The organism is Roseivivax sp. THAF197b (genome assembly GCF_009363255.1).
Lineage (GTDB): Bacteria > Pseudomonadota > Alphaproteobacteria > Rhodobacterales > Rhodobacteraceae > Roseivivax.
In genome coordinates this window covers 212303-224292 of sequence record NZ_CP045318.1, presented here as the reverse complement: position 1 = coordinate 224292, position 11990 = coordinate 212303, and the positions used below count along the sequence as shown (strand labels likewise).

The following is an 11990-nucleotide window of genomic DNA, read 5'->3' as shown; positions in this document are numbered from 1 at the left end:
CTTCCTTTGTGCGAGGCGGTCAGCCTCGGTCGTTTTCTCTGGATAGGACGTTGGTTGCCAGACGTTCAAGTGCAACCCTCAAACCCTCATCCGCGACGCCATGCGCGGTCTGCCGCGCCTCGGCGACGATTTCGGGCGCAGGCGGACGCGGTTGCGCCTTGGGTGCGGGCGCAAAGGCCACCTGGCCCTCGGAAAAGCCCGTCGGCGCCGTCTGCGTGATACGCACGCGCTGGATCGCGTTATAGCCGTAGATCTGGTTCACCCGGTCGCGGATCTGGTCCTTCTGCATCTCGAGCATGGGGGCATGGGCCCCGGTCGTCAGCAGAACGAGCGTCGCCCCCATGCCGCCCCGGGAATAGCTGACCTCGACCGGGCGGGCGATGCGGGCAGTGTCCTCGCCCGCGATCTCGGGCCAATGGGTCAGGACGCGGGATTCGGCAAAGCCACGGGTTTCGGACGCGCGGCGGATCCGGGACTTCAATAGTCCCGAGGCCTGCGCGAAACCGCGTGTCGTTCCCTTCTGTCGTCCCATCCTTGGCACTCCCGTTTGCGCGCTATACTAAAGCCCCGGTGGTCGAGCGCCACCCCGAGTGACAAGCCCCCGATCAAAGGACGTTGATCCGTGCGTGACATCGCCGATCCCGAAGTCTTGCTTGAATGGTACGACCGCCATGCCCGCACCATGCCCTGGCGTGTGGGGCCTGCCGCGCGGAAGGCCGGGATGCGGCCCGACCCCTACCGGATCTGGCTTTCGGAAGTGATGCTGCAACAGACCACCGTCGCCGCCGTGAAGTCCTATTTCGAGGCCTTTACGGCCCGTTGGCCGACCGTGAGCGACCTCGCAGGCGCGGCAGATGCCGATGTCATGGCGGCCTGGGCCGGGCTTGGCTATTACGCCCGCGCGCGTAACCTGCTGAAATGCGCCCGCGCGGTCGTGGCCGATCACGATGGCGTCTTCCCGGACAGCTATGACGGCCTGCTGACCCTACCGGGCATCGGGCCCTATACGGCCGCCGCGATCGCGGCCATCGCCTATGACGAGGCGGCGACCGTAGTGGATGGCAATGTCGAGCGGGTGATGGCGCGCCTTCACGACGAACACACGCCCCTTCCGCAATCGAAGCCGATCCTCACACGGCACGCAGAAGCCCTGACACCCGAGGCACGCCCCGGTGATTACGCGCAGGCGGTCATGGATCTTGGCGCCACGATCTGCACGCCCAAGCGTCCGGCCTGCGGGCTCTGCCCTTGGCGCGAAGCCTGCGCGGCCTGGGCCGCGGGCACGCAGGCCGAGCTCCCGAAGAAGGCGCCCAAGAAGAAAAAGCCCGTGCGCTTCGGCATCGCCTATCTCGTACGCCGCGTCGATGGGGCCTGGCTTCTGGAGCGGCGTCCGGATTCGGGGCTTCTGGGTGGCATGCTGGGCTGGCCGGGGTCGGACTGGATCGACGTGACCGCAGGCACACCCGAAGCCGCGCCGCCGATCCGTGCCGAATGGAAAACCCTGCCGGACGAGGCGCGACACACCTTCACGCATTTTCATCTGCGCCTGGGCCTGCGCACGGCGCTTGTCCCGATGGAGCGGGTGCCCGAGCGCGGTGAATTCGTCGCAGCGGAAGATTTCCGGCCCGCCGATCTGCCGACACTGATGCGCAAGGCATTCGACCTCGCGCGGCCACGATAAGCCGCTCCAACTGCCAAATGTTTACGGAACGAAAACACAACAGCGGTCAGGCTTGCATCGCTGCGCGCTTCTGCGCACTAGGCGCATTGGCTGTTGTCGCGCTAGGCTCGCGGCAAAAGACGTCTGAGCAGTCACGGAATTCAGTATGAGCGATCAAGGTCTCTCCGCCCCCCGCTTCATGTCGCCCGCGCGCATTGCGCGGTTGTCGGCGGCGCTGCCATTCTGGGTGTCGGTCGCGCTCGTGCCTCTGCTGTGGCTCGGGGCGGTCAAGGGTGGCTGGTGGATCGCGCTGACGCCACTTGCCACGTGGTATCTCTTCAGCGCGCTCGATGCAGCACTTGGGCTCAACACGGACAATGCCGATCCGCAGACCGACGACAGCCAGCTTTTCTGGTACCGGCTCGTCACCCTGATCTGGGCGCCGCTGCAGGCCGCGACCCTCTTCGGCCTCTTGGCCTACACGAGCACGGCAAGCCATCTCGGAACGGGCGAGAAGATCGGCATCTTCTTCGGAATGGGCGTGATTTCGGGCACGGTCGGGATCAATTACAGCCACGAGCTGATGCACCAGAAAAACAAGTGGGAGCGCTGGCTTGGCGACCTGCTGCTGGCCATGGTGCTTTATTCCCATTTCCGGTCGGAGCACCTGCTGGTGCATCACCGCTACGTGGCAACGCCGCGCGATCCGGTGACCGCGCGCTACAACGAGGGCTTCCACCGCTTCTATCCGCGCGTGCTGGTCCAATCGCTGAGCTCGGCCTTCAAGGCCGAACGCGACATGCTCGCGCGGCGCAACATGCCCTGGACGCATCACAAGAACCCGTTCTTTCTCTATGCGGGGCTTCAGATTGCCTTCCTTGCGCTGGCCTTCGCCATTGCAGGCTGGGCAGGGGTTGGCCTGTTTCTGCTGCAGGCCGGTGTTGCGATCTGGCAGCTCGAGCTGGTGAATTACATCGAGCATTACGGCCTGACCCGCGCGCATCTGGGCGACGGCAAATATGAGCATGTCAAACCGCGCCACAGCTGGAACGCGGCGCAGAAGGCGTCCAACTGGTTGCTCATCAACCTGCAGCGCCATTCGGATCATCACTACAAGCCAGACAGACGCTTCCCGCTCTTGCAGAATTACGACGAGGACGAGGCCCCGCAACTGCCCTATGGCTACCCGGTGATGACGATGGCCGCGATGGTGCCGCCGCTTTGGCGGCGCGTGATGAACCCGCGGGTCCGCGAATGGCGGCGCCAGTTCTATCCCGAGATCACCGACTGGTCGGACTACAACAAACACCGCACTCCGATGCCACGCTGATCACCGATGCTGCGCACCGACCTCCTGGATCCGTGCCAGTAATGCGTCGAGCGTGCTGTCGTCCGATCCGCCATTATCCGTGAACCAGTCGCGATGCGCGCCCACGATCCGCAATGGGAACGGGGTAACATTCAGCGCGTGGCACATGTTGAACCGGTGATTGCCTGAGCCCGTCTTCGTCAGCGAACCGTCGCGACAGATCAATGCCGAGGATTCGTAGCGCGACTCGTTCGACGAAAATCCATGGGCGCGCAGGCTGTCCATCAGACCGCCCACGTAGCCTTCCAGAAAATCGAGGATCTCGGCCTCGCTGCGCATCGCGATCTTCTTGTGCCAAGCCACGCCCTGCGTTTCCAGTTCGCGCATCAGATCCCGGTACCACAGGCTGTCCGTCGGAGTGTCCCGGTGGGAGATGAAGTCCGCGACCTTGCGGTAGCGCGGCGTGTCGACCACCGGTTGGCCGGGCCGGAACGCATCGCCGGGAATGAAGAATGGCTCTCGCGCTTTCAGGGCGGGCCGCGCCAGGTTCGCAAAAGCCAAGGGCACATAGCGACGGAGGCGCAGCATCCGTTTGCGATAGACGGGCCATTTCGAGCCGCTATGCAGCGGCACGCGCGCCGGATCGACCCAGATGACAGCCCGCTCTCCGGCCAGGCGGTTGAACTCTTTATGGGTCATGGACAGAAGCGACATGTCGGAAACTCGTCAAAATGGCCTTTCGCGGATCATCGCAAAGCGGGCCGGAGATGAAAACGAAAAGACCCGGCGGGGTGCCGGGTCCTTCGAAAGTCGCTATCTGGCAAAGCTGGTCAGTGCAGCTTCTTGCCGACCTCGTCGATGGCGCTGTCGATCAGCTTGCTCTGATCAGACTTGCCCATCTTCTCGGCTACGACGTCGCGCGCTGCGGCAACGGCCACGGCGATGGCACGGTCGCGCACATCCTTGATGGCGGCCTGCTCGGCCGATGCGATCTGGTCCTGCGCGGCGGCGATACGACGCTCGATGGACTTGTCGAGATCGGCCAGTGCCTGCGCTTTGGTCGCCTCGCCATCTTCCTTTGCCTTTGCGACGATGCGATCCGCCTGCTCCTGCACTTCGCGCTGTTTGCGCTCGTAGCTGGCCAGAAGGGATTGCGCCTCTTCGCGCAGGGTGCGCGCTTCATCAAGCTCGGACTGGATGCCCGCCGCCCGATCGTCGAGCATCTTGCCCAGAAGACCCGGCACCTTGAAGTAGATCAGCACACCGATGAACACGATGAAACCGAGCAGCACGACGAAGTCGGTGTTGCGCAGCGAGAAGAAGACATCGCCCGCAGCCAGCGCCGGAGTCGCGAAGCCGAGGCTTGTCACCAGCGCGGCAAGTGCTGTGCGTTTGATCATGTCGCTCACCCCTTCATCCGCGCGTTGACGGCCTTGTCGACCTCGGCCTGATCGGCAGACGTTCCCAGGGCTGCCACAACGGCTGCCGCTGTGTCCTTGGCCACCGCTTCGACGTTTTCCATGGCGGATGCCCGGATCGCCTCGATTTCCTTCTCGGACTCGGCGGTCTTCGCGGCGATTTCCGCGTCGGCCTTGGCCTGTGCGTCGGCCACCTGACCCTTGATCTCCTCGCGCGTCTGCTCGGCGATCTTCTGCGCTTCGACGCGCGCATCGGCCAGGGCTTTCTCGTAGGCCTGCTCGGCCTCCGCAGCCTGTGCCTTCAGGTCTTCTGCCTTGGCAATATCATTGGTGATCGTGCCCTGACGTTCCGCCAGAACAGCCGCGATGCGCGGGAGTGCCACGCGCGACAGCACGAAGTAGATCACGACAAGCGTGACGATCAGCCAGAAAATCTGGTTGCCGAAGGTCGAAAAGTCGAGCTGCGGCATGCCCGGAGCGGTTTCGGGGCTTGTTGCCAGCCCGTCGCCTGCTGCGGCAGTGGTTTCGGTCGCCATTGCGTCCTCCGTCAAGCCTCTCTGCAATCAGCGGGCGGGCCGGAATGATCCGGTCCCGCCCGTCGCGTAAGGATAGCTCAGACGTCTCTTAGACGGCGAACATCAGCAGGAGCGCGACGAGGAACGAGAAGATGCCCAGCGCTTCTGCGAATGCGATGCCGATGAAGAGGGTCGCGGTCTGCGACGCGGCGGCCGAGGGGTTGCGCAGGGCGCCGGCCAGGTAGTTGCCTGCAACGTTGCCCACACCGACAGCTGCACCACCCATGCCCATGCATGCGAGGCCCGCGCCGATGAATGCGCCCATTTGTACGATATCGCCTTCCATGATCTTTCTCCTTACGATGGAATTGCTTTAGGTCCGTAGGGTGGGGAAGCCCCCACCGCTGCGTTAGTGATGCGGATGCAGCGCGTCCTTGAGGTACACGCAGGTCAGAATGGTGAACACGTAAGCCTGGATGAAGGACACCAGCACCTCGAGGCCGTACATGGCCGTGATCGCCAGAACCGACAGGGGCGAGATGGCCGCTATGGCGGCAAAGCCCGCGAAGACCTTGATCACCGCGTGACCGGCCATCATGTTGCCCGCCAGACGAATGGAGTGGCTCACGGGCCGCACGAAGTAGGAAATCACCTCGATCAGCGCCAGGATCGGCCGCAGCGCGAGCGGTGCGGAGCTGACCCAGAAGAGGCTCAGGAATGACGCGCCATTCTTGACGAAACCTAGGATCGTCACGCCGAGGAACACGGCCAGCGCCATGACAGCGGTGACAGCGATGTGCGACGTCGTGGTGAAGGCCATCGGGATGAGGCCCAGGAAGTTGGCGAAGACGATGAAGAGGAACAGCGTCATGATGTACGGGAAGTACTTAACGCCATCCTTGCCAGTGATGTCCTCGACCATCTTGTAGATGAAACCGTAGGCCAGCTCGGCGATCGACTGAACGCGCGAGGGGACGATCGAGCGCCCGCCCGTGCCCAGCACCATTAGGCCCACGACGCAAAGGATCGCCAGCGCCATCCAGAGCGTCACGTTCGTGATGGTGAACATGCCCACCGGACCGTCCCCGAAGAGCGGGGAGACGATGAACTGATCCATCGGGTGGAACACAAGGCCGGTTTCTTCGCCGCCAGCTTCAGTTGCCATCTTCGGTCCTCTCATCCTCTTCGGCCTGCTCGGCCATCTTCTGCTCCTGGATTTCCTTGGCGGAGCGGATCATCACGTTCACGCCCGCCGCGAAACCCAGCAATGTAAACAGCACCAGAAACCACGGACGCGTATCCAGAAGTGCGTCCAGCCCGTATCCGATGCCAAAGCCGATCCCCAGACCGGCCACAAGCTCTACCACCATGCGCCAGGCGAGCTGCGCCTGCGAATAGTGCTCCTCCTGGTGCCGTTTCGGGGGCGCCTTGGCCGCTTTCATCGCCGCGATCTTCGCGTCGAGTTCGTCCATGCGCCGCTTGCGGTCGGTATCGTCCAAGCCGTCACCAGCCCCAGTCAGAGTTTGGATGTGTGCTAAGCGGGCGGGAGGCCCGAGTCAAGCGACCGCCCGTCGCAGCGTCGAAAGGACTATCATTCTGTTTTTCAATAATTATTTCCCCACCCCAAAAATGCCCGATCCGCTCCCAATCGCGAAACCGGACCGATCCGGCGCCAGCACGTTATTCAACTTGGCAGTTAAGTATGGCGCGGCAGCGCTTGACGGCGGGCAGGATTGACCGCCATGTCGCTGTCATGGCCCATGATCTCGACCTCGTCTTTGCCGCGCTCGCGGATCCGACCCGGCGGCGCATCCTCGCGATGCTGCTGGAGGATGACATGGCGGTGACGGATGTGGCCGCCCCTTTCGAGATGTCGCTTGCCGCGATCTCCAAACATCTGGCGATCCTCGCGGGCGCGGGTCTCATCAGCCAGGACAAGCGCGGTCGGCTGAAATGGTGCCAGCTCGAGCCGGACGCGCTTCGCGAAGCTGCCGTCTGGATGCAGAGCTTCGGCCAGGTCGAGCCCATCAATCTCGATGCGTTCGAACGCTTTCTGGAGACCGAGCTCGGCACCGGCGAAGACGCCCGCACGGGCGGATGAGCACGCTCAGCCCACCGGGTTCTTGCCGACGAAATCCTTGATGTGCTGCAGGAAGGCCTGAACCTTGGCGGTCCGGTGCAGATCCACATGCGTGACCAGCCAGGAGGACGCCGCCCAATCCTCGAGCGGCGGCATGATCTCCACGAGGTCGGCCTCCTGTTCAGCCTCGTTCACCCCGACAAAGCCGATGCCGACGCCTGCCGCGACGGCGCGCAGCATGACCCGCATGTCGGAGGTGCGGAACACGACGCGCTCCCGCGCCACATTCTCCTTCAGCCAGCGGAAGAACGGCGCCCGGTTGTCCGGGTTCTCGGAGCCCACGAAGCGGTGCGAGACCAGCGCCTCGGACGTCTCGGGACGGCCATATCGCGCCACGTAGGATTTAGACGCGTAAAGCCCCACATGATGCGTCATGAACCGCTGCACCACATTGTCGGGCTCATCGGGCTTGTTGCCCGCACGCAGGGCGATATGCGCCTCTCCGTATTCGAGCCGGAAAACCCGGTCATCGGTCATGTAGCGCACGATGACATCCGGATAGGCCTCCTGAAATGAGGCGAGCGCCGGCACCACCAGGGGCGAGAAGTTGATCAGCGACGTGACGACCAGTTCGCCGGACACTTCGGCCCCCTGCCCCTTGATCCGGCTGGTGAGCTGCTGGAATTGCTCATCCGTGGTCTGCGCCACGCGCAACAGGTCCTGCCCCGCCTCCGTCGGCGTGTAGCCGCGTGCGTGACGCTGGAACAGCTTGACCCCCAGCCGCGCCTCGATCGCATCTATGTGCCGGATGACCGTGGCGTGATGCACGCCCAACTCGGCCGCTGCGCCTGACACCGTTCCCATCCGCGCGACCTGAAAGGCCGTTCGCACCTCTTCCCAATTGTCCATCGGCGCAACGCATCCTTCTGTGCGATTTGTCACATTCATTGTGGATTTGGTTTGATTGAGTGCGAAATTGCAAGACCCATCTTAGCGGTAGTTCAAACATCATCGTCATCGCAAGGAATGCTTCATGACCGACACCGTTCTCCGTATCGACACGTCCGCCCGTCGCGACGGGTCGATCTCCCGCCAGCTGACCGATCGCGTGATCGACAAGCTCGCACCGCGCCACGTCATCACCCGTGATCTCGCCACGCCGCTGCCTCATGTCGATGAACGCTGGATCGGCGCGAATTTCACCCCCGGCGCGGATCGCTCCGACGAGCAGAAAGCGACGCTGGCGCTCTCGGATGACCTGATCGCAGAGCTGCAAAGCGCCGACACGCTGGTCATCGGCCTTCCGGTCTACAATTTCGGCGTGCCCGTCAGCTTCAAGACCTGGATCGATTTGGTTGCGCGCGTCGGCGTCACCTTCCGCTACACCGAAGCGGGCCCCGAAGGTCTCCTGACAGGCAAGCGCGCGATCCTCGTCGTGGCCTCGGGCGGCACCAAGGCCGGCTCCGACTATGACTTCGCCTCGACCTATGCGCGCCACATCCTCGGTTTCATGGGGATCACCGACGTAGAGGTGGTCAGCGCCGACGAGCTGGCGATCCAGCCCGAAGAGACCGTGAAGGCCGCCGAGGCGCAGGTGGACCGTCTCGCCGCCTGACCGGCAGACGCGCAACCTCGCGACAGACAGATAAAGGCCGTCGGTTGAACCGGCGGCCCTTTGCGTGGAGCCTTGGCCGGGGCGCGCCCGCTTGACTCCGCGCCTCGCCCGCGCCTATACGCGCCCAATCACCCGGAAGTGTATCGCTTCCGGTCCCATGGGCCATGCCCGGGATCCCCCTCCGTCAGCGCGTTGCGCCCACGGGGGCGCTACTGGTTTGGGCCTTTGGAATTGATGCGCCGCGACCCTGACCCCATCTTCGGAGGCAGGAATCAGAAGTAGGAGGGGCAAGCCCCGATGTTCGAGAATCTGTCAGACCGCCTTGGCGGCGTCTTCGACCGGCTGACCAAGCAGGGCGCGCTCTCCGAAGATGACGTGCGCACCGCGCTCCGCGAAGTGCGCGTCGCCCTGCTCGAAGCCGACGTCTCCCTGCCCGTCGCCCGCAACTTCATCAAGGCCGTCGAGAAGAAGGCCACCGGCGCGGCGGTCACCAAGTCAGTGACACCCGGTCAGCAGGTCGTGAAGATCGTCCATGACGAGTTGATCGCCGTTCTCAAGGGCGATGACGAAGAGCCGGGCGCGCTGCGCATCGCGAATGCCCCTGCCCCGATCCTGATGGTCGGCCTGCAGGGCTCGGGCAAGACGACGACCACCGCGAAACTTGCCAAGCGCCTGACGGAGCGGGACCGCAAGAAGGTCCTGATGGCCTCGCTCGACGTGAACCGCCCCGCGGCGATGGAGCAGCTCGAAATCCTCGGCAAGCAGATCGGCGTCGACACGCTTCCCATCGTCAAGGGCGAAGACCCCGTCGCCATCGCCAAGCGCGCCAAGACGCAGGCGGCACTCGGCGGCTACGATGTCTACATGCTCGACACGGCAGGCCGTCTGCATATCGATCAGGAGCTGATCGCCCAGGCCGCCGCCGTCCGCGACACCGTTTCACCCCGCGAAACCCTGCTGGTGGTCGATGGTCTGACCGGTCAGGACGCCGTCAACGTGGCCGAGGAATTCGACGACAAGATCGGCGTCTCAGGCGTCGTGCTGACCCGGATGGATGGCGACGGGCGTGGCGGTGCGGCGCTGTCGATGCGCGCGGTCACGGGCAAGCCCATCAAGTTCGTCGGCCTCGGCGAGAAGATGGACGCGCTGGAGACCTTCGAGCCCGACCGCGTCGCGGGCCGCATCCTCGGCATGGGCGATATCGTGGCGCTGGTCGAAAAGGCGCAGGAAACGCTCGAGGTCGAACAGGCCGAGCGCATGATGAAGCGCTTCCAGAAGGGTCAGTTCAACATGAACGACCTGCGCATGCAGCTCGAGCAGATGATGAAAATGGGCGGCATGGAAGGCATGATGTCCATGATGCCCGGCATGGGAAAGATGGCCAAGCAGATGGAGGGGGCCGGCATCGACGACGGCATCCTGCGCCAGCAGATCGCGCTGATCAATTCCATGACCAAGAAGGAGCGCGCCAACCCGCAGATCCTTCAGGCCAGCCGCAAGAAGCGCATCGCCAAAGGTGCCGGCCTCGACGTGTCCGACCTCAACAAGCTTCTGAAGATGCAGCGCCAGATGGGCGACATGATGAAGAAGATGGGCAAGATGGGCAAAGGCGGCATGATGAAACAGGCCATGCGCGGCATGTTCGGCAAGGGCGGAATGCCCCCGGGCATGGACCCGTCGCAGATGGATCCCAAGCAGCTGGAAGCCGCGGCCAAGGCCATGGGCGGTCAGGGCGGATTGCCCGGCGGCCTGGGTGGCATGGGCGGTGGCCTGCCCGGCGGTCTTTCGGGCTTCGGCAAGAAGAAGTGATGCAGTACCGCGCCGCATATCCCGTGTGTTTCGACGTCGCTTTCGCGGCGGCGGGACCGGTATGCGCGCGCGCGGTGTTGCGCTTTTCGAACTCCGCCTGCCTTATCCGCGCGCCCCGCGCCGGAGGGTCGGCATGAGCCTCACCAACGCCCCCGTCCTGCACAGCGACACGCTGATCCTGCGCGGCCCCGAGAAGGCCGATGCGGAGCACATGATCGCCTTCCTGCGCGACCCGGAGCGGTCGATTGGCTTCGGACACATTCCGTTGCGCGGCGATGCCTGGCGCTGGTTCGTGACAAATGTGGGCCACTGGCATTGGCACGGCTACGGCTATTTCGTGATCGAGACCAAGGCAGGCAAGGTCGCGGGCATCTCGGGCATCTGGAACCCCGAAACGTGGCCCGAGCCGGAACTTGGATGGGTGGTCTTCGACGGGTTCGAGGGCCGCGGCATCGCCTATGAGGCCGCCGCCCGCGCCCGCCGCTGGGCCTACGAAGATCTGGGCTTCACCACGCTCACCTCGAACATCGTGCCCGGAAACGACCGCTCCAAGGCGCTCGCGCGGCGATTGGGCGCGGTCTATGAGCGGACCTATCACAACGAACAGATGGGCGAGGATGAGCTCTGGCGCCATCCCGGGCCTGCGGAGATTGCCGCATGAGCCTCGATATCCCCACGCTCACCACGCATCGGCTTGAACTGAGTGCGCCCGACGCCGCCGATTATCCGGATTTCAAGGCGACCTTCGCCTCCTACCGGTCGCGCTTCATGGGCGGGCCGCTCAATGCATACGAGACCTGGATGCTCTATGCCGCCGAGATCGGCCATTGGGAGATCCGCGGCTTCGGCATGTGGATGGTGCGCCTCAAGGATACGGGCGAGACGGTGGGCATGGCGGGCGGCTGGCAGCCCGCGAAATGGCCCGAACGCGAAATCGCCTGGATCATCTGGCCCGACCGCGCCGGGCGCGGCTACGCGCTGGAGGCCACGAGCCGCGTGCGGCGCCACTTCTACGAGGATCGCAGCTGGGACGCGGCGGTATCCTACCTCGATCCCAAGGATCTCGATTCGATCCGCCTCGCGGAGCGGCTGGGCGCCAAGCGCGACCCCGAGGCCGCGACGGTGGATGGCAGCGATGTCTGCTACCGCCATCCGGGCCCGGCGGCGCTGAAGGGCAGCCAGATCGCCCACGGGATCGAGATGGAGATCCAGAACTACATCGATCCTCTGTTCAAACCGAAAGGCTGGGCCATTGACTGATGCATCCACCACCACGCCCGATGCAGGCGATGCCGTCACCCGAGCGGCCGTATTGCTGGCAGGCCACCGCGACAGCATCGACCGGCTCGATGCGATCCTGGTCTTCACGCTGGCCGAGCGGTTCAAGCACACCCAGGCCGTGGGCGTCCTCAAGGCGCAACACGACCTGCCCGCCTCCGATCCCGCGCGAGAGGAAAAGCAGATCGCGCGGCTCGAAACTTTGGCGAAGGAGGCCGATCTCGATCCCGAATTCGCCAAGAAATTCCTGAACTTCATCATTCAGGAAGTCATCCGCCACCATAAGCAACACCAATCCTGACCGGG

16 protein-coding genes are annotated in these 11990 nt (G+C 64.1%); 8 read left to right on the top strand and 8 right to left on the bottom strand.

Going from position 1 to position 11990, the window contains the following annotated elements; genetic code table 11:
- Positions 1 to 19 precede the first annotated feature (19 nt).
- Positions 20 to 532: a DUF721 domain-containing protein gene (locus tag FIV09_RS01145; RefSeq protein ID WP_152448259.1), complete on the bottom strand. Its 513-nt coding sequence runs from the start codon at positions 530 to 532 to the stop codon at positions 20 to 22.
- A gap of 150 nt (positions 533 to 682) precedes the next feature.
- Between FIV09_RS01145 and FIV09_RS01140 the strand changes: the two genes are divergently transcribed.
- A complete protein-coding gene (locus FIV09_RS01140; RefSeq protein WP_371417761.1) occupies positions 683 to 1681 on the top strand; it encodes an A/G-specific adenine glycosylase in 999 nt (332 codons plus the stop codon).
- A 145-nt stretch (positions 1682 to 1826) separates the two neighbouring features.
- Positions 1827 to 2990: an alkane 1-monooxygenase gene (locus FIV09_RS01135; protein ID WP_371417738.1), complete on the top strand. Its 1164-nt coding sequence runs from the start codon at positions 1827 to 1829 to the stop codon at positions 2988 to 2990.
- Here the strand turns inward: FIV09_RS01135 and FIV09_RS01130 are convergent, their stop codons facing one another.
- From FIV09_RS01130 to FIV09_RS01105, 6 genes are all read right to left on the bottom strand, one after another.
- Positions 2991 to 3683: a hypothetical protein gene (locus tag FIV09_RS01130; protein ID WP_152455016.1), complete on the bottom strand. Its 693-nt coding sequence runs from the start codon at positions 3681 to 3683 to the stop codon at positions 2991 to 2993.
- Between the two features lie 116 nt (positions 3684 to 3799).
- On the bottom strand, positions 3800 to 4369 hold the full coding sequence (locus tag FIV09_RS01125; protein ID WP_152448256.1) for a F0F1 ATP synthase subunit B: 570 nt from the start codon (positions 4367 to 4369) through the stop codon (positions 3800 to 3802).
- 5 nt (positions 4370 to 4374) lie between these two features.
- Positions 4375 to 4923 (bottom strand): F0F1 ATP synthase subunit B', encoded by a 549-nt coding sequence (locus FIV09_RS01120; RefSeq protein ID WP_152448255.1) that lies wholly within the window; start codon positions 4921 to 4923, stop codon positions 4375 to 4377.
- An 88-nt stretch (positions 4924 to 5011) separates the two neighbouring features.
- Positions 5012 to 5248 carry a F0F1 ATP synthase subunit C gene (locus FIV09_RS01115; RefSeq protein WP_076447653.1) on the bottom strand — a complete coding sequence of 79 codons (237 nt, stop codon included), beginning with the start codon at positions 5246 to 5248 and terminating at the stop codon, positions 5012 to 5014.
- A 63-nt stretch (positions 5249 to 5311) separates the two neighbouring features.
- Positions 5312 to 6067 carry a F0F1 ATP synthase subunit A gene (locus tag FIV09_RS01110; protein ID WP_152448254.1) on the bottom strand — a complete coding sequence of 252 codons (756 nt, stop codon included), beginning with the start codon at positions 6065 to 6067 and terminating at the stop codon, positions 5312 to 5314.
- A complete protein-coding gene (locus FIV09_RS01105) occupies positions 6057 to 6401 on the bottom strand; it encodes an AtpZ/AtpI family protein (RefSeq protein ID WP_152448253.1) in 345 nt (114 codons plus the stop codon). The genes FIV09_RS01110 and FIV09_RS01105 overlap by 11 nt, the downstream gene beginning before the upstream one ends.
- 254 nt (positions 6402 to 6655) lie before the next feature.
- On the opposite strand from FIV09_RS01105, the gene FIV09_RS01100 reads away from it, so the two are divergent.
- Positions 6656 to 7003, top strand: a complete 348-nt coding sequence (locus FIV09_RS01100; RefSeq protein ID WP_152448252.1) for a metalloregulator ArsR/SmtB family transcription factor — start codon at positions 6656 to 6658, stop codon at positions 7001 to 7003.
- Between the two features lie 6 nt (positions 7004 to 7009).
- On the opposite strand, the gene FIV09_RS01095 is transcribed toward FIV09_RS01100, so the two are convergent.
- Positions 7010 to 7891: a LysR family transcriptional regulator gene (locus tag FIV09_RS01095; RefSeq protein WP_152448251.1), complete on the bottom strand. Its 882-nt coding sequence runs from the start codon at positions 7889 to 7891 to the stop codon at positions 7010 to 7012.
- 124 nt (positions 7892 to 8015) lie between these two features.
- Between FIV09_RS01095 and FIV09_RS01090 the strand changes: the two genes are divergently transcribed.
- From FIV09_RS01090 to FIV09_RS01070, 5 genes are all read left to right on the top strand, one after another.
- Complete coding sequence (locus FIV09_RS01090) at positions 8016 to 8597, top strand: FMN-dependent NADH-azoreductase (RefSeq protein WP_152448250.1); 582 nt, start codon at positions 8016 to 8018, stop codon at positions 8595 to 8597.
- A 297-nt stretch (positions 8598 to 8894) separates the two neighbouring features.
- A complete protein-coding gene (ffh, locus tag FIV09_RS01085) occupies positions 8895 to 10406 on the top strand; it encodes a signal recognition particle protein (RefSeq protein ID WP_152448249.1) in 1512 nt (503 codons plus the stop codon).
- A 133-nt stretch (positions 10407 to 10539) separates the two neighbouring features.
- Positions 10540 to 11067 (top strand): GNAT family N-acetyltransferase, encoded by a 528-nt coding sequence (locus FIV09_RS01080; RefSeq protein ID WP_152448248.1) that lies wholly within the window; start codon positions 10540 to 10542, stop codon positions 11065 to 11067.
- Positions 11064 to 11666 carry a GNAT family N-acetyltransferase gene (locus FIV09_RS01075; RefSeq protein ID WP_152448247.1) on the top strand — a complete coding sequence of 201 codons (603 nt, stop codon included), beginning with the start codon at positions 11064 to 11066 and terminating at the stop codon, positions 11664 to 11666. Before FIV09_RS01080 ends, FIV09_RS01075 begins: the two co-directional genes overlap by 4 nt.
- Positions 11659 to 11985, top strand: coding sequence for a chorismate mutase (locus FIV09_RS01070; protein ID WP_152448246.1), 327 nt, complete (start codon positions 11659 to 11661; stop codon positions 11983 to 11985). The genes FIV09_RS01075 and FIV09_RS01070 overlap by 8 nt, the downstream gene beginning before the upstream one ends.
- Positions 11986 to 11990: the final 5 nt, after the last annotated feature.